The 20,817-nt window shown below is 70.7% G+C and carries 12 protein-coding genes; 10 read left to right on the top strand and 2 right to left on the bottom strand.

The genetic code is table 11. The annotated features are described in order from the left end of the window. The first annotated feature begins 67 nt into the window (after window positions 1–67). From OG866_RS12050 to OG866_RS12040, 3 genes are all read left to right on the top strand, one after another. On the top strand, window positions 68–1,660 hold the full coding sequence (locus OG866_RS12050; protein WP_329334107.1) for a PucR family transcriptional regulator: 1,593 nt from the start codon (window positions 68–70) through the stop codon (window positions 1,658–1,660). Between the two features lie 148 nt (window positions 1,661–1,808). After that, window positions 1,809–2,720, top strand: a complete 912-nt coding sequence (locus OG866_RS12045) for a hypothetical protein (RefSeq protein WP_329334106.1) — start codon at window positions 1,809–1,811, stop codon at window positions 2,718–2,720. 256 nt (window positions 2,721–2,976) lie between these two features. Beyond that, window positions 2,977–4,422 carry an aldehyde dehydrogenase family protein gene (locus OG866_RS12040; protein ID WP_329334104.1) on the top strand — a complete coding sequence of 482 codons (1,446 nt, stop codon included), beginning with the start codon at window positions 2,977–2,979 and terminating at the stop codon, window positions 4,420–4,422. Window positions 4,423–4,547: 125 nt separating this feature from the next. On the opposite strand, the gene OG866_RS12035 is transcribed toward OG866_RS12040, so the two are convergent. After that, on the bottom strand, window positions 4,548–7,388 hold the full coding sequence (locus OG866_RS12035; RefSeq protein WP_329334103.1) for a glycoside hydrolase family 3 C-terminal domain-containing protein: 2,841 nt from the start codon (window positions 7,386–7,388) through the stop codon (window positions 4,548–4,550). Window positions 7,389–7,731: 343 nt separating this feature from the next. On the opposite strand from OG866_RS12035, the gene OG866_RS12030 reads away from it, so the two are divergent. The 7 genes from OG866_RS12030 to OG866_RS12000 all read left to right on the top strand — a co-directional run bounded on the left by OG866_RS12030 (window position 7,732) and on the right by OG866_RS12000 (window position 18,688). Then, complete coding sequence (locus OG866_RS12030) at window positions 7,732–9,423, top strand: extracellular solute-binding protein (RefSeq protein WP_329334101.1); 1,692 nt, start codon at window positions 7,732–7,734, stop codon at window positions 9,421–9,423. A gap of 27 nt (window positions 9,424–9,450) precedes the next feature. Next, window positions 9,451–10,485 carry an ABC transporter permease gene (locus OG866_RS12025; RefSeq protein ID WP_329334099.1) on the top strand — a complete coding sequence of 345 codons (1,035 nt, stop codon included), beginning with the start codon at window positions 9,451–9,453 and terminating at the stop codon, window positions 10,483–10,485. Then, window positions 10,482–11,432, top strand: a complete 951-nt coding sequence (locus tag OG866_RS12020; protein ID WP_329334098.1) for a carbohydrate ABC transporter permease — start codon at window positions 10,482–10,484, stop codon at window positions 11,430–11,432. The genes OG866_RS12025 and OG866_RS12020 overlap by 4 nt, the downstream gene beginning before the upstream one ends. Before the next feature lie 153 nt (window positions 11,433–11,585). Then, entirely contained in the window at window positions 11,586–13,787 is a 2,202-nt protein-coding gene (locus OG866_RS12015; protein WP_329334096.1) for a 1,4-beta-glucanase, read from the top strand. After that, entirely contained in the window at window positions 13,787–15,754 is a 1,968-nt protein-coding gene (locus OG866_RS12010; RefSeq protein WP_329334095.1) for a beta-galactosidase, read from the top strand. The genes OG866_RS12015 and OG866_RS12010 overlap by 1 nt, the downstream gene beginning before the upstream one ends. Continuing rightward, a complete protein-coding gene (locus tag OG866_RS12005; protein ID WP_329334093.1) occupies window positions 15,751–17,925 on the top strand; it encodes a glycosyl hydrolase family 95 catalytic domain-containing protein in 2,175 nt (724 codons plus the stop codon). The genes OG866_RS12010 and OG866_RS12005 overlap by 4 nt, the downstream gene beginning before the upstream one ends. Window positions 17,926–17,962: 37 nt before the next feature. Further along, window positions 17,963–18,688: a glycoside hydrolase family 12 protein gene (locus OG866_RS12000; protein WP_329334092.1), complete on the top strand. Its 726-nt coding sequence runs from the start codon at window positions 17,963–17,965 to the stop codon at window positions 18,686–18,688. 68 nt (window positions 18,689–18,756) lie between these two features. Here the strand turns inward: OG866_RS12000 and OG866_RS11995 are convergent, their stop codons facing one another. Further along, complete coding sequence (locus OG866_RS11995; protein ID WP_329334091.1) at window positions 18,757–20,805, bottom strand: glycoside hydrolase family 31 protein; 2,049 nt, start codon at window positions 20,803–20,805, stop codon at window positions 18,757–18,759. Between the last annotated feature and the right edge of the window lie 12 nt (window positions 20,806–20,817).

Raw genomic sequence — 20,817 nt, 5'->3', positions numbered from 1 at the left:
GCACAGGCCGGTCATACACGGCGGCCAAATGATCACCTCGGCCCCACCACTCTGATCTGAAGGCCTCATGCCGCCCACCCTCTCCTCGCTCGTCCACCACTCCGCGCTCAAGCTGACCGTGCGCGCGGGCGAGGACCGCCTCGACGTCCCCGTGCGCTGGGCACACGTCAGCGAGCTCGCCGACCCCGTGCCGTACATGGAGGGCGGGGAGCTGCTCCTGATCACCGCGCTGAAGCTGGACGCGGAGGACCCGGAGGCGATGCGGCGCTATGTGAAGCGGCTGGTCGGTGCCGGGGTCGTCGGGCTCGGCTTCGCCGTCGGGGTCAACTACGAGGACATCCCCGAGGCGCTCGTGACCGCCGCGCAGGCCGAGGGACTGCCCCTGCTGGAGGTGCCCCGGCGCACCCCCTTCCTCGCCATCAGCAAGGCCGTGTCCGCCGCCATCGCCGCCGACCAGTACCGGTCGGTGACGGCGGGGTTCGCGGCCCAGCGCGAGCTGACCCGGCAGGCGCTCGCGGAGGGCCCGGAGGGGCTGCTGTCCGCCCTCGCCTCACAGGTCGACGGCTGGGCGGCGTTGTACGACGCCTCGGGTGCCGTCGTCGCCACCGCGCCGGAGTGGGCCGGGCGGCGGGCCGCGCGGCTGACCGCGGACGTGGAGCGGCTGCGGGAGCGGGCCGCGCCGGCGTCGTCGGTGGTCGGCGGTCCGGAGGGCGAGGACCGGGTCGAGCTGCACTCCCTCGGGACGGGCCGGCGGCCCCGGGCCGCGCTCGCGGTGGGGACCGCCGCGGCGCTCGGCACGGCGGAGCGCTACGCCGTGCACTCCGCGATCGCGCTGCTGACGCTCACGACCGAGCGGTCCCGGTCGCTGTACGCGGCCGAGCAGCGGATCGGGGCGGCGGTGCTGCGGATGCTGCTGGCGGGCGAGCCGGACCATGCGCGGGCCGTGGCCGGTGATCTGTACGGCGCCCTGCTGGACGCCCCGTTCCGGGTGATCGTCGCCGAATTGGAGTCGACGGTGCGGGGAGTCGTGGACGGCGCCGCCGACGGTGATCCGCTGGGAGCCCTCACCGAGACCGTGGAGTCGGCGGCGGCCCGGGCCGGGGAGGCCGTGCTGGTCGTGCCCGAGGGGGAGCGGCTGGTGGTGCTGGCCGCGGACGGCGGCGCGGCGGCCGGCGCCTGCGGGGAGCACACGGCCGTACTGGAGGCCGCCCGTGCGGGAGAGCAGGGCGAGGCCGCGGGACTCGTCGTCGGGGTCTCCGCGCCGGCCGGCCCGACCGCCGCGGGCGCGGCCTACAAGCAGGCCGAGCAGGCGCTGTCCGTCGCCCGGCGCCGGGGACGGCTGTGGGTGGAGCACGAGCAGCTGGCGGCGGGCTCGGTGGTGCCGCTCCTCGCCGACGACGCGGTCAGGGCCTTCGCGGACGGGCTGCTCCGGCCCCTGTACGAACACGACGCGACCGGCCGGGGAGACCTGGTGGCCTCTCTGCGGGCCTGGCTCTCCCGGCACGGCCAGTGGGACGCGGCCGCCGCGGACCTGGGCGTACACCGGCACACCCTGCGGTACCGGATGCGGCGGGTGGAGGAGATCCTCGGACGGTCCCTGGACGATCCGGACGTACGGATGGAGCTGTGGCTGGCGCTGAAGGCGACGGCGTCGGAGTAGGCCGGTCCCAGGTGTTGGCCGAAACCACAACTGCCGTCTCCTGAAACACAGTTGTCATGCATCCCACCGAAGGGCAGACTCGCTGCGCCGGTACGGGGAAAGCGCTCCCACCGGCGACGGGGCACTTCATCCGCAGGGGGGAAAATTCATGAGAACCAGCGCGCCCGCACGCGTCCTCGCCCGAGCCGCGGCCGTCCTCGCACTGACCCTGAGCATGGCCGCCGGCACGACCGGCCTGCTGACCGGCACCGAGGCTCACGCCCTGCCCGTCACCGACGGGTCGTTCGCCTTCAGCGGCGACGAGGGCGACTGGGTCAGCGGCGGCCAGTCCTACGCCTACTCGACTGCGTCCCAGGACCGTCTGAACATCTCCGCCGACAGCACCGACAACGGTGTCCACCTCTCCGTCGACGGGGCGAACGGCGACTGGTGGTACCTGGATCTCACGGCGCCGTCCGGCCAGACCCTGGCGCCGGGGACCTACACCGGAGCCACCCGCTACCCGTTCAACGAGCCGACCGAGCCGGGCCTTGACCTCAGCGGCAACGGGCGCGGCTGCAACACGCTCACCGGCGAGTTCACCATCACCGACGTGGAGTTCGGCCCGCAGGGCTATGTCGAGAAGCTCGACGCCAGCTTCGTGCAGCACTGTGAGGGAGGCAGCACCGCGGCCCGCGGCGAGGTCCACATCGCCAACCCGGCCCCGCCCGCGCAGCTCGACCTCGGCCTCGCCGTGGCCGTGGACGGCACCGCGAGCACCCTGAACGGCAAGGCCACCGTGCACGGGACGGTGAGCTGCAACAAGCCGGTGCGGGTGGAGGTGGCGGGCGACATCACCCAGGTGAAGAGCCAGAAGCTCATCCGCGGCTCCTTCAGCACGTCCGTGTCCTGCACGCCGGGCGCCCCGGTGGCCTGGACCGCGACGGCCGTACCCACCGGAGACGTCCCCTTCCAGCGCGGTGACGTCGAGGTCGAGACCCGGGCGACGGCGACGGACCCGGACTACGCCCAGCCGGTGACCGTCAGCGAGACGGTCGCCGTCCACCTCAAGCGAGCCTGATCCCGCCGCCTCCCTGAGGCGGGCAACTGACATTCCGCCTGCCCGCTCACCGCCTGCCGGTGGGCGGGCAGCGGCGTGTCCGGTCCGTTCACCGCCTGTCGGAGGGTGGCAGCGGCACGTCCCGTCCGTTCACTCCACCAAACCGGCACACCCCCGCCCCCCACCACTCCACCCCGGACAAACACCCCCTGGCCTCCCCACCCCTACCGTGGACCCCGAAAGCCAACGCACACCCCCTACGCGGAAGGGCCGGGACATGACTTCCACCCACGCCTTCTGGCTCGCCGGCCGCCAGGTCACCGGCGAGGACAGCTTCGACGTCACCTCGCCCTGGGACGGCCGGGTGGTCGGCAAGGTGAGCGTGCCGAGCGACGCGCAGACCGAGGAGGCCGTCGCCGCCGCCCACGCCGTGCGGGACGAGTTCGCCGCCACCCCGGCCCACGTCCGTGCCGCCGCCCTCGACCACGTCAGCCGGCGTCTCGTCGAGCGCACCGAGGAGATCGCGCAGCTCATCTCCGCCGAGAACGGCAAGCCGATCAAGTGGGCCCGCGGCGAGGTCGGCCGGGCCGTCTCCGTGTTCCGGTTCGCAGCGGAGGAGGCGCGGCGCTTCAACAGCGGCGAGGCCCAGCGCCTCGACACCGACCTCGGCGGCCAGGGCCGGCTCGCCCTCACCCGGCGCTTCCCGAAGGGCGTCGTCCTCGGCATCGCGCCCTTCAACTTCCCGCTGAACCTGTGCGCCCACAAGATCGCCCCGGCGATCGCGGCAGGGGCGCCCATCATCCTCAAGCCGGCGCCCGCCACCCCGCTCTCCGGCCTGATCATCGGCGACCTCCTCGCCGAGACCGAGCTGCCGGCCGGCTCCTGGAGCATCCTCCCGGTGCCGAACGACCGGATGCCCGCCCTCGTCCAGGACGAGCGCCTGCCGGTCATCTCCTTCACCGGTTCCGAGAAGGTCGGCTACGCGATCATGGACTCGGTGCCGCGCAAGCACTGCACCCTGGAGCTGGGCGGCAACGGCGCGGCCGTCGTCCTCGGCGACTTCGCGAGCGACGCGGACCTCGACTGGGCCGCCACCCGCATCGCCACCTTCTCCAACTACCAGGGCGGCCAGTCCTGCATCTCCGTGCAGCGGGTCATCGCCGACGCGTCCGTGTACGACCGGCTGCTGCCGCGCATCGTCGCCGCCGTCGAGGCCCAGGTCACCGGTGACCCGAGCGACGACAAGACCGACGTCGGCCCGCTGGTCAGCGAGGACGCGGCCAAGCGCGTCGAGGCGTGGGTGAAGGAGGCCGTCGAGGCCGGCGCCACCCTTCTCACCGGCGGCGACCGCGATGGCGCCTCCTACGCGCCGACCGTCCTCACCGACGTACCGGCGACCACGACGATCTCCTGCGAGGAGGTCTTCGGACCCGTCCTCACCGTGCAGAAGGTCGACGGCGAGGACGCGGCCTTCGAGGCCGTCAACGACTCCAAGTACGGCCTCCAGGCGGGCGTGTTCACCCACGACCTCCAGGCCGCCTTCCGCGCCCACCGCGCCCTTGAGGTCGGCGGCGTCGTCGTCGGTGACGTGCCCTCCTACCGCGCCGACCAGATGCCGTACGGCGGCGCCAAGCAGTCCGGTGTGGGCCGCGAGGGCGTGAAGTTCGCGATGGACGACTACACCTACGAGCGGGTGCTGGTCCTGACGGGGCTCGCTCTCTGAGACTCCTTCTCCAGCCGGTGAGATCTAGCTAATGGGAACCATTTTCAGCTAGGCTTCCGAAAAGGGGCCCGGCACCGCTGCCTTCCGGTGCCGGGCCCCTTCTCTGTGCCGTCTCCTCCGGACCCTCAACCGGAGAAGCCGACGTGCGCGAGCCGCAGCGGGCCGCGCAGTCTGAGGTGGACGTCGTGCACACCGGAGACCGCCAGCTCCGCCGCGAGGGTGACGTAGTCGTACGGTCCCGACGTGGGCGTTCGCGGTGAGAGCGCGGCCGCCGCCGTGCCGCCGTCCAGCGACACCTCCACCGTGCCCTCGCCCGCCACGGTCACCGTCACCTCCGTGACGCCCGGCCCGAAGTCGCAGGCACGGTAGAGCAGTTCGGCCGTCCGGTCCGGCGCCGGCGTCACCGCGTCGCCCGTGGTCCTCGTGCGGTCGACGATCTCGGCACCGCTCTGCTCGTCGAAGTCCGCCCCGTCCAGGCCGCGTCCGGCCACCGGACGCGGGGTGCCCGGCTCGCCGTCCAGGACGATCGTCGTGCGTAGCCGGACGTCCTCGCTGGAGGCGCCCACCAGTACGTCGTAGGGACCCGGTTCGAGACGTGCGCGGCCCTGTGCCACGTCCCAGAACTCCAGTTCCGGCAGCGGGACCTCGAAGTCCACGCCCGTCTTCTCGCCCGGCGTCAGGGTGACCCGGCGGTGCGCGAGCAACTGGCGGCGCGGGCGCGGCACCGACGGGTCGACGGCCCGCGTGTAGAGCTGGGCGACCTCGTCGGCCGTCACGTCGCCGGTGTTGGTGACCGTGAAGGAGACGCGCAACGTCCCTTCCTCGACCCGGGAGTTCAGGTCCGCGTACGCGAACGACGCGTACGACAGGCCATGGCCGAACGGGAACAGCGGCGTGCCCTCGTAGTAGAGGTACGTCTGCCGGCCGCCGATCACGTCGTAGTCGAGCAGGTCGGGCAGGCCGGCGTCGTCCGTGTACCAGGTCTGCGGGAGGCGGCCCGCGGGGGAGACGTCCCCGGCCAGGACCCGGGCCAGGGCGGTGCCCGCGGCCTGGCCGCCGTGCGCCGTCCAGAGCACGGCGCGCAGCGGTCCGGGCTCGACCGCGTACGGGTAGGCGGAGACCAGGGCCAGCACCGTGTTCGGGTTGGCCGTACGGGCGGCACGCAGCAGCCGCTCCTGGTGCGCGGGGAGCGCGAGGGTCGTACGGTCCTCGGTCTCACGGCCGCCCAGATGCGGGTCGTTGCCCGCGACCACCAGGACCACGTCCGCCTCTGCGGCGACCCGGGCCACCGCGTCCCTGCCGTGCTCGGCGATGATCAGCTCGAAGATCTCCGGGTCCCCGGAGATTTCCGGATTCTCGTCGGCAACCTTTACTCCGTCGGCGGCGACAGAGATGTGGCGACCCGTACCGACGTGCCTGAGGAGGTGTCCGTTCTCATGGGGTTCGAGCCGGAACGTCTCCTGGACGACCCACCCTCCGGGCTGGTCGGCGGAGGCGCGGACATAGCCGTCCCCGGCGACCGAGAGATAGCGGCCGTCGGGGGCGCGCAGCGTCAGCAGCCCCTCGCCCCAGTCGACGAGCGCGAGTTCGGTGCCGGCCGGGTCCGTGGTCAGCGGCGGCAGGTCGGTGCGGCCCGCGAGCAGCGCCGGGTCCAGGGCGCCCTCGACGCCGCGCACCTCGTCGTCGGCGTCCGCGGCCGGTACGTGGAGGAAGGCGCCGGTCGAGGTCCGCAGGCGGACGCGGTCCACGCCCTCCGCGAACTCCACGCGCTCGGCGCCGAACCGCTCGTACAGGCCCTCCAGCGGGGTGGACCGGTGGATCAGGGTGCCGCTGTACCAGTCGAGCTTGCACTCGTCGGCGAGCAGACCGACCACGGCGAGCCGGGTGTCCGGCGCGAGCGGCAGCACCCCGTCGTTGCGCAGCAGGACGACCGCCTGCTCGGCCGCCTCCTGGGCGAGGGCCCGGTGCTCGGGGGTGTCGTAGGCGCCCGGCTCGTCGTAGCCGTCGAACTCGCCGAGCCGGAACCGGACCGAGAGCTGACGGCGGACCGCCGTGTCGATGTCGGCCTCGCTCAGCAGGCCCTGCTCGTAGGCCCTCTTGAGCCGCCCGACGATCAGCGAGTTGTCCGTGCCGTGGTCGGTGAAGCTGTCGACGCCGGCCAGCAGCGAGGCGGCCGTGGCCTCCTCGTGGGTGTCGAAGTAGTGCTCGAAGTCGACCAGGTTGGAGGGCGCGCCCGCGTCCGAGCAGACCAGCAGGTCCTCGTCCGTCCAGGTGCGAAGGTGCTCGCGCAGATACGGACTGACGTGGTTGGGACGGCCGTTGACCAGGTTGTACGAGGGCATCACCCCGGCCACCGCACCCGCCTCGACGGTCTCGCGGAAGGCGCGAAGGTCGTACTCGTGCAGCACGCGCGGGCGCACCGAGCTGGACGAAGTGGCCCGGTCCGTCTCGTTGTTGTGGGCCAGCCAGTGCTTGAGGACGGGGGCGGTGCGCCAGTAGGTCGGGTGGTCGCCGCGCAGTCCGTGGGTGTACGCGGTGGCGATCGCGGACGTCAGTTTCGGGTCCTCCGAGTAGCCCTCCTCGTTGCGGCCCCACAGCGGGTGGCGCAGGAGGTTGACGGTCGGCGACCAGACGTTGAGGCCCACGCGGTCGTCGCGCGCCCGCATCGCGCGGACCTCCTTCGACACCGCGTCGCCGACCCGTCGTACGAGATCCGTGTTCCAGGTCGCGGCGAGACCGACGGCCTGCGGGAACACCGTCGCCGGGCCCATCCAGGCCACGCCGTGCAGTGCCTCCTGGCCGGTGCGGAACGCGGCGATGCCGAGGCGCTCCACGGCCGGCGCGAACTGGTGCAGGAACGCGGTCTTCTCGTCGAGGGTGAGCCGCGACAGCAGATCGTCGATGCGCTTCGCGAAGGGCAGCTGCGGATCGCGGAAGGGCGGTGTGGGCGTCGGCTGTGCGGTCACGTGGGGTTCCCCTTGGAGTGGAGCGGTGAAGCTCTTTCGAAGCGCTTCGATGCTCATTCGACACCAGGGCGGGTGTCAAGGGAGCAGCGCCATCACTTCAAGCGGTGCATAAGAAAAGGTCACCTCCCAGGCCTCCGAGGAATATTGGGAGCGACCCTTGTGCACCCACAGGGCTTCACTTAACCTCACAGCAACATCGAAGCGCTTCGACTACTTCGCCCACTTCGACTACGCATCGACCGTAGAAGTCGAAGGAACGCTTCGGCTCAGCCAGTTCCACTGAAGACACCGCAGCCGACGGCCCACCGCCGGGTGTCCTGGTGCGCCATGAAGGGTTGACGCAATGACGCCGAACGCCGCTTCCGCCTCCTCCGGGCCCAGCCGGAGAAGCTTCCTCGCCTCCACGGCGGTAGCCACCGCCGCGGTGGCCGGAGGGATGCCGCTCCTCGCCGCCTGCGGCGGCTCGGACAGCGGATCGCGCGACGGCACCACGTCGGACAAGGACGCCAAGAAGATCCTTCCGGCCTATGTGGCCAGCAACGTGGTGACGCCCGACATCCCCGCCAAGAACGGCTCCGCGATCGGCTTCACCAGCAAGCTGGACCTCGCCACGCTGAAGACGTCGGTGGAGAAGAAGCTCGGCAAGGGCGGCAAGGTCACCGTCATGTCGCCGTTCTGGGGCTCCCCGCCCAAGAGCGACAACGCCTACTACAAGGCGATGAACGACCTGATCGGCGTCGACGTCCAGTGGCAGAACCAGGACGGAAACACCTACGAGCAGAAGCTCGGCGCGGTCCTCGCCTCCAGCGACGTCCCGGACGTGGTGGTCGTCCCCGGCTGGAACATGAACGGCAAGATCCCCACCGCCATCATCAGCAAGTTCGCCGACCTCGGCCCGTACCTGTCCGGCGACGCGGTCAAGGACTACCCGAACCTCGCCGCGATCCCGACGGGTGCCTGGCAGCGCTCCATCTTCGGCGGCAAGCTGCGCGGACTGCCGATGCCGGCGCCGTGGGCCCCCAGCATCGTCCCGCTGTACCGCCAGGACATCTTCGAGAAGGAAGGGTACGAAATACCCAAGTCCTGCGACGAGTTCATGGCGCTGGCCAAGGAGATCACCAACGCCAAGGCCAAGCGCTGGGCGTGCCTGGACATGAAGTGGACCGCCTGGCAGGCCTTCGGTGTCTTCTCCGGCAGCGAGAAGCCGCTGTGGTGGGACATGGTCGACGGCAAGCTGGTCAACCGCATCGAGACCGACCAGTACCTCGAGGCGATCGAATGGTCCCGCAAGCTGTTCGAGGCGGGCGTCGTCCACCCCGACTCCAAGATGGGCAAGAACGCCCCCGACCCCGGGCCCAAGTTCGCGGCGGGCGAGTTCCTGATCTACCCCAACAACATCTCCCAGTGGTGGAGCCGCACCGCCGAACAGGCCACCCAGAACCCGGACTTCAAGATCTGGGGCATGGACGTCTGGGGCCACGACGGCGGCAACCCCACCATCTACGCCGAGCAGCCCGCCGGCATCTTCGCCTTCGTCAACAAGAAGGCCTCCGAGTCGGTCATCCGTGACGTCCTCGCCGTCGCCAACACCACCGCGGCGCCGTACGGCACCAAGGAGTACATGATGACCAACTACGGTGTGGAGGGCACCCATTACACCGTCAAGGACGGCGTGCCCACCAAGACCGACCAGGGCAACCTCGACGTGATGAACGCCTACGTCATGGTCGCGAGCCCCGCCGCGACGATCGCGCACCCCGACTTCCCCGCGGTCGCCAAGGGCCAGGTCGAGTGGGAGCAGCGGATGGGCGCCTTCACCAAGAAGTCCGCCTTCTGGGGCATGCAGATCACCGAGCCCAACCGCTACACCAACCTCGCCAACGACTTCGAGCAGCTGGAGGACGACATCGTCCGCGGCCGCAAGAAGATCAGCGACATGCAGCAGGCGGTCTCCGACTGGAAGAGCAAGGGCGGCGACAAACTGCGCGACTGGTACAAGCAGATCCTCGACGAGAACGGCTCCGCGGCCGGCTGACCAGGTACCGAGGCAAGGAGAACGGCCGTGTCCCACAGCACGGTGCCTCGGAGCAGGACCGAGGCCGACACGACGGCGAAGACCCCGGTGGCGTCCGGCGGCGCCACCGGTTCCAGCAGGAAGCGCCGCCAGGGAAGGCTGAGTCTGCGGCTCAGGATCAGACGCGACCGCGTCCTGCTCCTGATGACGCTGCCGGCCGTCGTCCTGGTACTGCTCTTCAACTACGTGCCGATCCTCGGCAACGTGGTGGCCTTCCAGGACTACGACCCCTACATCAGCGACAACGGCGTCGTGTCCATGCTGCACAGCCCCTGGGTGGGGCTGGAGAACTTCCAGCGGATCTTCGCCGACTCGTCCTTCTGGTCGGCGGTCCAGAACACGCTGGTGCTGTTCTTCCTCCAGCTCCTGCTGTTCTTCCCGATCCCGATCCTGCTCGCGCTGCTCATCAACAGCGTGGTCAGGCCCCGGGTACGGGCCATCGCCCAGGCCGTTCTCTATCTGCCGCACTTCTTCTCGTGGGTGCTGGTGATCGCGGTCTTCCAGCAACTGCTCGGCGGCGCCGGACTGTTGTCGACGCTGCTCCGCGACCACGGCTACGACGGCCTCGACATCATGACCGACCCGAACACCTTCAAGTTCCTCGTCACCGCGCAGTCGGTGTGGAAGGACGCCGGCTGGGGGATCATCGTCTTCCTCGCCGCGCTGGCGTCCGTGAGCCCGGACCTGTACGAGGCCGCCGCCATGGACGGGGCTTCACGGTGGCGCCGCATGTGGCATGTCACCCTGCCCGCGCTGCGGCCGGTGATCGCGCTGCTGCTGGTGCTCAGGGTCGGCGACGCGCTGACCGTCGGCTTCGAACAGATCCTGTTGCAGAGAAACGCGGTGGGACCGGGCGCGGCGGAAGTGCTCGACACCTTCGTGTGGTGGAACGGCGTCCGCAACCAGGACTTCGGCTACGCGGCCGCCGCAGGACTCGTCAAGGGCGTCATCAGCATCGGTCTCGTCCTGGCCGCGAACAAGGTGGCCCATCTCATGGGCGAGCAGGGGGTGTACAAGAAGTGAGCGCCGTCATCGACAAGCCCGGCATCGACAACCCGCCCCGCGAACCCGGCTGGTGGGCCGCGCCGCCCCGGCCGGTCTGGGAGGAGCCTCCCTCCAGGGCGGGGCTGGCGAGCAAGGGGCTCGTGCTCGGCATCGCGTGCCTGGCGATTCTCTTCCCGCTGTGGATCGTGGTGGTCACGAGCCTCTCGTCACGCAAGACCATCGACGAGGCCGGCGGCCTGGTGATGGTGCCGAAGAGCATCACCTTCGTGGCCTACCAGGAGCTGCTCAGCGGAGGGCAGGTCACCCGGGCGGCGATCATCAGCGTGCTGGTCACACTGGTGGGTACGGCGTTCTCGATGACCGTCTCCGTGCTCTGCGCGTACGGGCTGTCGCGGACCGACTCGCTCGGGCACCGGTGGATCCTGATGGTCCTGCTGGCGACGATGTTCTTCAGCGCCGGGCTCATCCCGACGTATCTGCTGGTGCAGACCCTCGGACTGACGGACAGCTATCTCGCGCTGATCCTGCCGAGCGCGATCAGTGTCTTCAACATCCTGGTGCTGCGCGGGTTCTTCATGGGGATCTCGTCGGAGCTGACCGACAGTGCGCGCATCGACGGGGCCGGGGACTTCCGGATCCTCTGGCAGATCGTGATGCCTCTGTCCCGGGCCGTGATCGCCGTGATCACGTTGTTCTACGCGGTGGGGTACTGGAGCGCCTGGTTCAACGCGTCCCTGTACCTGAACGACCAGGACATGATGCCGTTGCAGAACGTCATGATCCAGCTGGTGCAGAAGCAGGAGGCGCCGGTGGGGTTGGGGCAGGCGATCAAGACCGGGCAGTTGTCGGGGCTGGCCGTTCAGATGGCTGTGATGGTGATGGCTCTGCTTCCGGTGGCTGTGCTTTCGCCGTTCGTGCAGCGGCATTTCAAGAAGGGCATGTTGACGGGCGCGGTCAAGGGTTGAACCGCGCCTACTCAGTGGGGTGCTTCTGATCATTGGCGGCTGCGGGTTTCTTGTGGCTGGCCGCGCCCGCGCGGCGGTAGCCGCGGATTCAATACAGCCCCGCGCCCCTCAGGTATGTCCCCTTCCCCTTTCTCGAATAGCGAGGTATGTGTCATGCATGCGTCCAGCGTGAGCCGTCGTACCGTTCTTGCCGGGACTGCCGCCGCCGTTGCGCTCACTGGCCTCCCCTCTATCCAAGGGCGGGCGTATGCCGCCTCCACCACCTACCGCTGGCGCAACGTCGTCCAAGGCGGCACCGGATTCGTCACCGGCGTGCTCTTCCACCCCTCCGTCCGCGGCCTCGCCTACGCCCGTACCGACATCGGCGGGGCCTACCGCTGGGACGACTCCGCCGCGCGCTGGACGCCGCTCACCGATCACCTCGGGTGGGACGACTGGAACCTCCTCGGGGTCGAGGCGATGGCGGTCGACCCCGCTCATCCGAACCGGGTCTATCTCGCCCTCGGTACGTACGCGCAGTCCTGGGCCTCCAACGGGGCCGTTCTGCGGTCCGACGACCGGGGGGCGACCTGGGCCCGTACCGATCTCGCCGTGCGGCTCGGGGCCAACGAGGACGGGCGGGGGTGCGGAGAGCGGCTGCTCGTCGATCCCCGGGACAGTGACACGCTGTGGCTCGGGACCAGGCACGACGGGCTGCTCAGGTCCACGGACAGAGGCGCCACCTGGGCGGCCGCCACCGGGTTCCCGGGCACACCGAGCGCCTCCGGCCAGGGTGTCACCCTGCTCGTCGCCGCCGGGCGCACCCTGTACGCCGGGTGGGGGGACTCCGACGGCGGTGCCGCCAACCTGTATCGCACCGCCGACGGGACCTCCTGGGAGGCCGTACCCGGGCAGCCCTCCGGTGCCGCCGCCAAGGTGCCGATCCGGGGCGCGTACGACAGGAACACCCGTGAGCTGTATCTGACGTACGCCGACGCCCCCGGGCCCAACGGACAGTCCGACGGCAGTGTGCACGCCCTGTGCACCGCCAACGGGAAGTGGCGCGAGGTCACGCCGGTGAAGCCGGGCGGGACGACCGACGACGGCGGTACCGACTCCTTCGGGTACGGCGGGGTCGCCGTGGACGCCCGGCGGCCGGGCACCCTCGTCGTCTCCACCAACAACCGGTGGGCCCTGGTCGACACCGTCTTCCGGTCCACCGACGGCGGTCGCTCCTGGACCTCGCTCAAGGACTCCGCCGTTTTCGACGTGTCCGAGACCCCCTTCCTCAAGTGGGGTGCGGACGCCCCCAAGTTCGGCTGGTGGATCCAGGCGCTCGCGCTCGACCCGTACGACTCCAAGCACCTGGTGTACGGCACCGGAGCCACCCTCTACGGCACCAGGGATCTGAAGCACTGGGCCCCGCAGATCCGTGGGCTCGAAGAGGCGTCCGTACGGCAGCTGATCTCGCCCCCGGCCGGGGAGGCGCGGCTGATCAGCGGGTCCGGGGACATCGGCGTGATGTACCACGAGAAGCTCACGGCGTCCCCCTCGCGCGGCATGGCGTCCAACCCCCTGTTCGGGACGGCGACGGGACTCGCGCAGGCCGTGGCGAAGCCGGCGTACGTCGTGCGCACCGGATGGGGCGACCACGGCAACGGGGCGTACTCGAACGACGGCGGACGGACCTGGGCGCCCTTCGCGGCCCAGCCCTCCCTCGCCAAGGACGCACCGGGGCCGATCGCCGTCAGCGCCGACGGCGGAGTGCTGCTGTGGGTCTTCGTGCACTGGGACGGCACCAAGTACCCGGCCCACCGCTCCACGGACAACGGGGCCACCTGGACCGAGGTCTCCTCCTTCCCGAAGGGCGCCACGCCGCTCGCCGACCCCGCCGACCCGGCGCTGTTCTACGCGTACGACACCGACACCGGAACGCTGTTCGCCAGCACGGACGGTGGTGTCACCTTCACCGCGCGGGCGTCCGGACTGCCCTCCGGGGACAGTCAGTTCGAGCTCGTCGCGGCACCCGGGCGCTCCGGCGACCTGTGGCTGAGCGTCAAATGGAACGGGCTGTACAGGTCCACCGACGGAGGCCGGAGCTTCGCGAAGGTCGCCAGTTGCTGGGCCTCGTACACCCTCGGCTTCGGCAAGGCCGCCGACGGCGCCGACTACCCGGCGGTCTACCTGGTCGGCTCCACCGAGTCGATCACCGCCGTGTACCGCTCCGACGACGAGGCGAAGAGCTGGGTGCGGATCAACGACGACCAGCACCAGTGGGGCTGGACCGGTGAGGTCATCACCGGTGACCCGCGGGTCCACGGGCGCGTGTATCTCGCCACCAACGGGCGTGGCATCCAGTACGGGGAGCCCGCCTGATGCCCGAGCTCGCCGACGCCACCCGCGGTCGCCTCCTCTTCGGCGGTGACTACAACCCCGAGCAGTGGCCCGAGGAGACCTGGCAGGAGGACGTCCGGCTGATGAAGGACGCCGGCGTCAACTCCGTCACGCTCGGCGTCTTCTCCTGGGCGAAGCTCGAACCCCGGCCGGGGGAGCGGGACTTCGGCTGGCTCGACCGGCTCATGGACCTGATGCACGAGCACGGCATCGGGGTCGTCCTCGCCACCCCGACCTCCTCGCCGCCGCCCTGGCTGGGCCATCTGTACCCCGAGACCCTGCCCGTCGACCAGGACGGCCGCACCGAGTGGTGGGGCGGCCGACAGCACTTCTCGCACTCCAGCGCCGTCTACCGGCACCACGCCGCCGCCATCACCGAGGCCCTCGCCGCCCGCTACGGCGGCCACCCGGCCCTCACGATGTGGCACATCAACAACGAGTACTGCACCTTCGACTGGGGCGACGAGGCCGCCGCCCGGTTCAGGGACTGGCTGCGGCAGCGGTACGGCACGCTCGACGCCCTCAACTCCGCCTGGGGCACCGCCTTCTGGAGCCAGGGCTACGGCGACTGGGCCGAGGTGCACACGCCGCGCCACGCCCACTATCTGAAGAACCCGGCCCAGGTCCTCGACTTCAAGCGGTTCACCTCCGACATGCTCCTGGAGTGCTACCTCGCCGAACGGGACATCGTGCGGCGGCACACCCCGCACCTCCCGGTCACCACCAACTTCATGCCGCTGTGGACGGGACAGGACGCCTGGCGGTGGGCCGAGGAGGAGGACGTCGTCTCCGTCGACCTGTACCCCGATCCGCGGGATCCGCTCGGCGCCCAACAAGGGGCGCTGATCCAGGACATGACCCGCTCGCAGGCCCGCGGCCCCTGGATGCTGATGGAGCAGGCGGCCGGGCCCGTCAACTGGCGGGGCGTCAACCACCCCAAGCCGCGCGGCCTGAACCGGCTCTGGTCCCTCCAGGCCGTCGCCCGTGGCGCCGACGCCGTCTGCTACTTCCAGTGGAGGCAGTCCCGGCAGGGCGCGGAGAAGTTCCACTCCGGGATGGTCAGCCACGCGGGGGAGCGGGGACGGACGTACCAGGAGGTCAAACGGCTCGGCGCGGAACTGGCCCGGATCGGCGGGGAGGTCGCCGGCAGCCACACGCCCCACGAGATCGCCGTCCTGCACGACTGGCACTCCTGGTGGGCCGGCGCCCACGAGGGCCGGCTCTCCAGCGAGGTCGACTATCCGCAGGTCCTCGGCGCCTGGCACCGGGCCCTCTGGGAGGCCCACCTCGCCACCGACTTCGCCCACCCCGAACACGACCTGAGCGCCTACAAGCTCGTCGTCGTCCCACAGCTGTACGCCCTCACGGACGCGGCGATCGAGAACCTCCTCGGCTACGTCCGCCAGGGCGGCACCCTCGTCTGCGGCTTCCTCACCGGCATCGCCGACGAGGACGACCGGGTCCGGCCCGGCGGGATGGACGCCCGCCTGCGCGAGCTGTTCGGCATCCGCACCCTGCACGAGTGGTGGCCGCTGGACGCCGGGGAGGCCGTCGAATGCGACGGGTTCCGCGGGGTGCTCTGGTCGGAGGAGATCGAGACGGACGGGGAAGCGGTCGTGGAGGCCTGCTTCAAGGGCGGTGAACTCGACGGATTTCCCGCCGCGTTGCGCAAAGGGCGGGCCCGCTATCTCGCCACGCTTCCCGAGCCGGACCACCTGCGCGCGCTGCTCGCCGAGTCCGCGGCCGAGGCGGGGGTCCGGCCGGTGCTGGACGGGCTTCCGGCGGGCGTCGAAGCGGTACGGCGGGGTGAGTTGCTCTTCGTGCTCAACCACGGTCGCGACTCCGTGGACCTGCGCGTTCCGGGCGCTTTCCATGATGTGCTGACCGGCATGAACGTCACGGACGAACTCACCCTCGACCGCTACGGAGTGGCGGTGCTGAAGCCATGAGCGTGGTGCACGGCACCTGGGAGCCCCGCCCCGCCGCCCGCTGGGAGGACGGCTTCCTCAGCGGCAACGGCCATCACGGCGCCCTCATGTTCGGCGAACCGAACGACGAGCGGGTCGTCGTCACCCATCACACCCTGGTCCGCCCCAACGGCGCCGACCAGGCCCGCCCGCCGCGGCTGGCCGCCGAACTCCCCGCGCTCCAGGACCGGTTGCTCGCCGGAGAACTCGTCGCGGCCGAGAGCTTCACGGACCACCGGGAGCTCCAGTGGGTGCAGCCCTTCCACCCGGCCTTCCAGATCCGGCTGCGCGGCACGACCGGTGACGCCCCCGGCTACCACCGGTCCGTCGACTTCACCACCGGCGTCACCCGCACCTGGCACCAGGGCTGGGACAGCGAGGTCTTCGTCTCCCGCGCCGACGACGTCATCGTCCACCGGGTCACCGCGGCCGACCTGGAGGTCTCCCTGGACCACCGGCTGCCGGGCGCCCCGAAGGACCTGGGCGTCGGCCAGGGTGCCGTGCTCACTCCCGAGGGCGCCCTGCTCACCCTGCGCGCCCGCTACCCCGGCAGCGACCGCGCCTGCACCGGCGTCACCCTCGTCCAGCTCACCGGCGGCACCGCCACCCTCACGCCGCCCGGCCTGCGGATCAGCGGCGCCGAGTCGGTGCTGCTGCTGACCCGCGTCGTCCGGCACACCGGCGAACTGGACGTCATGGAGGAGGCGCGCGCCCTGCGCGACCTTCCCCTCGATCATGCGGCCCTCCTCGACCGGCACACCGCCCTGCACCGCACCGCCTACACCCGTGTCACCCTCGACCTGGACGCGGACCCCGCCGAACGCGCCCTGCCCGGCTCGGAGTTGCTGGAACGCCCTGACAGCCCCGCCCTCATGGAGCGCCTCTTCGCCGCCGGCCGCTATCACCTGCTCTCCGCGAGCGGCCTCTTCCCGCCCCGCCTCACCGGCCTGTGGACCGGCGACTGGGACACCGCCTGGGCCGGGGCCTTCACCAACGACGCCAACGTCAACCTCCAGACCGCGTCCGCCGCGGCAGCCGCCCTCCCCGAGGTGACCGAGGCGCTCGCGTCCCTCGTCCACGGGCAACTGGACGACTGGCGGGAGAACGCCCGCGCGATCTTCGGCGCCCGCGGGATCGTCGCCCCGCCGCACAGCGACGGCGAGTCCGGGCTGACGTACCACTTCAGCCGTGAGTACCCGCTGCACCTGTGGACGGCCGGCGCCGACTGGCTGCTCAAGCCGCTCGTCGACCACGACGAGACCACCGGCACCCGCGACCCCCGCACCGCCGCCGCGCTCGCCGAAGTCGCCCAGTTCTACGAGGACTTCCTCACCCGCACCGACGCCGACGGCCGGCTCGTCGTGGTCCCCTCCTACTCGCCCGAGAACCGCCCCGCCAACGCCAGTTGGGGCGCGATCAACGCGGCGATGGACCTCTCGGCGGCCCGGCACGCCCTGCTCACGGCCGCCGCGTACCACCCGAAGGACGCGGCCCGGTTCCTCGCCCTCGCCGACCGCCTCCCGCCGCACCGGATCAACGACGACGGGGCGATCGCCGAGTGGGCCTGGCCGGGCCTTGAGGACACCTACGACCACCGGCATCTCAGCCATCTGTACGGCGTCTGGCCGCTCGACGAGATCAACCCGTACGACACCCCCGGCCTCGCCGACGCCGCTCATCGCGCCCTGGAACTGCGCGGCGCCGAGAACGACTCGGCCCACGGCCACCTCCACCACGCCCTGATCGCGGCCCGGCTGCGCGACGGCGAACGGGTCGCGCACGCCCTCGGACAGGTCCTCAAGGGCGACTTCTTCCACAACTCGCTGATGAGCGCGCACTACCCGAACCGGGACGTCTACAACGCCGACGCCGCCCACACCCTCCCGGCCGTGCTCGTCGAGATGCTCGTGCAGTCGACGCCCGACCGGCTGGTCCTGCTGCCCGCCCTGCCCGACCGGTACCCCCAGGGCCGACTCCTCGGCGTCCGCACCCGGTTCGGCGCCGAACTCGACCTCATCTGGACCCCACGGCAAGCGACCGCGGTCCTGCGCCCCACGCGCAGCCACCGTGTCGAACTGAGGACTTCCTCCGGCACCGAGCCGCTCGACCTCGTCGCCGGAGAAGACCACGTCCTGCGTCTGGAGGCGTGGTAACCACCCCCGCAATCCCCCCACCCATGGAAGGGACACCATGGCAAAGAGCACGAACAGCAAGCTGCGCAAGATCACCATGGCCGTACTGGCCCCCGCGATGGCCCTCGGCGCCACCGTCGGACTCGCCTCCGCACCCGCCTCGGCGGCCGTGTGGAACTCCTGCGACCAGTGGGGCAACACCAGCCTGAACGGCTACACGCTCTACAACAACATCTGGGGCTCCGGCGCCGGCAGCCAGTGCATCTGGGCCAACTCCGGCACCAACTGGGGCGTCTGGGCCAACCACCCCAACACCGGCGGCATCAAGTCGTACCCGAACGCGAAGAAGGTGGTCAACAAGACCATCTCCTCCCTCGGTTCGCTGTCCAGCAGCTACAACGTCACCGTCCCGTCGTCCGGCGCGTACAACACCTCGTACGACATCTGGGACACCGACTACGACTACGAGATCATGCTCTGGGTCAACTACAACGGGGCCGTCGGCCCGCTCGGCACCTCGCAGGGCAACGTCACCCTCGGCGGCCACACCTGGACCGTCTACAAGGGCAGCAACGGCGCCAACCAGGTGTTCTCGTTCCTGCGCACCTCGGACTCCAGCTCCGGCACCGTGAACATCAAGTCGATCCTCACCTGGATCTCGGGCACCAAGGGCTGGATGTCCAGCAGCGAGACCATCGGGGACGTCCAGTTCGGCTACGAGATCACGTCCTCGTCCGGCGGTCTGGACTTCACCACCAACAACCTGACGGTCAGCAGCAGTTGATGAGCTGACCCATGAACGCGTGCGGCCGGTCCCCCTAGGGGAGGGACCGGCCGCACGTCATGTCGTGGCTACTCCGCCACCGGCAGCCGCGCCCCGTCCCGCAGGAACAGCGGGATACGGTCCAGCGGCGCCTCGACCGTCACGGTCCTGCCGCCCTCGTACGACTCACCGGTCCACGCGTCCGTCCAGGTCGCGCCCGCCGGGAGATACGTTGTGCGGGCCGTCGCGCCCGCCGTCAGCACCGGGGCCACCAGCAGGTCCGCGCCGAAGAGATACGCGTCGTCCACCGACCAGGCCGCGTGGTCGTCCGGGAACTCCAGGAACAGCGGCCGCATGGGCGGCAGCCCCTCCTCGTGCGCCTCGCGCATGACGTCCAGGACGTACGGCCTCAGCCGCTCGCGCAGCCGCAGGTACTTCTCCAGGACGGCCCCGGCCGCCTCGCCGTACGACCACACCTCGTTGGGCCCGCCGGTCATGTCCGGGCCCAGCGGCATGCCCGGGTCGCGGAAGCCGTGCAGCCGCATCAGCGGGGACAGGGCGCCGAACTGGAACCAGCGGACCATGACCTCCTGGTACGCCGGGTCGGTCGGGTCGCCGCCGTGGAAGCCGCCGATGTCGGTGTTCCACCAGGGGATGCCGGACAGTCCGGTGTTGAGACCGGCCGCTATCTGGCGGCGCAGGGTCGGGAAGTCGGTGCCGATGTCACCCGACCACAGGGCCGCGCCGTAACGCTGACTGCCCGCCCACGCCGAGCGGTTGAGGGTGATGACCTCCTCGCCCTCGGCGCTCAGCCCCTCGTGGAAGGTGCGGGCGTTGTCCGCCGGGTAGATGTTGCCGACCTCCAGGCCGGGCCCCGACCAGTAGCGCAGGTTCTCCGGGAAACCGGGCTTCAGCTCCGGCTCGCAGGCGTCCAGCCAGAAGGCCGTGATGCCGTACGGGTCGAGATAGTTCTCCTTGATCTTCGACCACACGAACTGGCGCGCCTCCGGGTTGGTGGCGTCGTAGAAGGCCACCTGCACCGTCGACGCCACCCCCTTGTCCGGCCAGTCCGCGTGCGCCATCGGCCCGTACTGGGTGCCGATGAAGTAGCCGCGCTGCTCCATCACCGGGTGGTTCTCGCTCAGCGGCGACACCGACGGCCAGACGGAGACGACGAGTTTGATGCCCAGCTCTTCCAACTCCCGCACCATCGCGGACGGGTCGGGCCACTCCGCCGGGTCGAACTTCCACTCACCGAGGTGCGTCCAGTGGAAGAAGTCGCACACGATCGCCGAGAGGGGCAGCCCGCGGCGCTTGTACTCCCGGGCCACCTCCAGGAGTTCGTCCTGGGTGCGGTAGCGCAGCTTGCACTGCCAGAAGCCCGCCGCCCACTCCGGCATCATCGGCGTCCGGCCGGTGACGGCGGAGTAGCGGCGCTGCCCGTCGGCGGGGGAGCCGGCCGTGATCCAGTAGTCGATCTGGCGGGCCGAGTCGGCCACCCAGCGCGTGCCGTTGTGGGCCAGCTCGACGCGGCCGATCGCCGGGTTGTTCCACAGCACGGTGTAGCCACGGCTGGACGTCAGCACCGGGATGCCGACCTCGGCGTTGCGCTGGACCAGGTCCAGGACCAGGCCCTTCTGGTCGAACCGGCCGTGCTGGTGCTGGCCGAGGCCGTACAGCTTCTCGTCGTCGTAGGCGGCGAACCGCTGCTCAAGGCGGTGGTGACCGTTGCCGACGGCCGTGTAGAGGCGCGAGCCGGGCCACCAGAAGTGGGCGCGGGCCTCCGCGAGCAGCTCGCTGGAGTCGTCCGTCCGCAGGAACCGCACCAGGCCCTCGGCGCTGACCTCGACGGTGAGCGCGCCGACGGTCAACTGCGCCTGCCCGTCCTCGATCTTGACGGTGGAGGAGGTGGCGGGCGCGTCGTCGAGGAGCGCACCCGGCAGCCCCTCCAGGATCGGCCCGCCGAGCCGTGCCCGGACCCGGACCGCGTCCGGACCCCAGGGCTCGATCCGTACGGTCTCCTGCCGGCCGCTCCACTCCAGCGCGCCGTCCCGCTCACGGAACGTACCGACGGTCGGGGACGACTGCGCGAGGCTCACCGCGCCGGTCGGGGGCTGGTTCTCGGCATGCTGGGTCACTTGAGGCGCTCC

The organism is Streptomyces sp. NBC_00663 (assembly GCF_036226885.1).
Classification (GTDB): domain Bacteria; phylum Actinomycetota; class Actinomycetes; order Streptomycetales; family Streptomycetaceae; genus Streptomyces.
Note: the sequence above shows the minus strand (reverse complement) of the source record. Positions and strands in the feature narration are given on the sequence as shown.

Excerpts from the sequence above, each read along its gene's own strand:
- OG866_RS12050 (WP_329334107.1), top strand. The coding sequence starts at position 68 with ATGCCGCCCACCCTCTCCTCGCTCGTCCACCACTCCGCGCTCAAGCTG.
- OG866_RS12045 (WP_329334106.1), top strand. The coding sequence starts at position 1,809 with ATGAGAACCAGCGCGCCCGCACGCGTCCTCGCCCGAGCCGCGGCCGTC.
- OG866_RS12040 (WP_329334104.1), top strand. The coding sequence starts at position 2,977 with ATGACTTCCACCCACGCCTTCTGGCTCGCCGGCCGCCAGGTCACCGGC.
- OG866_RS12030 (WP_329334101.1), top strand. The coding sequence starts at position 7,732 with ATGACGCCGAACGCCGCTTCCGCCTCCTCCGGGCCCAGCCGGAGAAGC.
- OG866_RS12015 (WP_329334096.1), top strand. The coding sequence starts at position 11,586 with ATGCATGCGTCCAGCGTGAGCCGTCGTACCGTTCTTGCCGGGACTGCC.
- OG866_RS12010 (WP_329334095.1), top strand. The coding sequence starts at position 13,787 with ATGCCCGAGCTCGCCGACGCCACCCGCGGTCGCCTCCTCTTCGGCGGT.
- OG866_RS12005 (WP_329334093.1), top strand. The coding sequence starts at position 15,751 with ATGAGCGTGGTGCACGGCACCTGGGAGCCCCGCCCCGCCGCCCGCTGG.
- OG866_RS12000 (WP_329334092.1), top strand. The coding sequence starts at position 17,963 with ATGGCAAAGAGCACGAACAGCAAGCTGCGCAAGATCACCATGGCCGTA.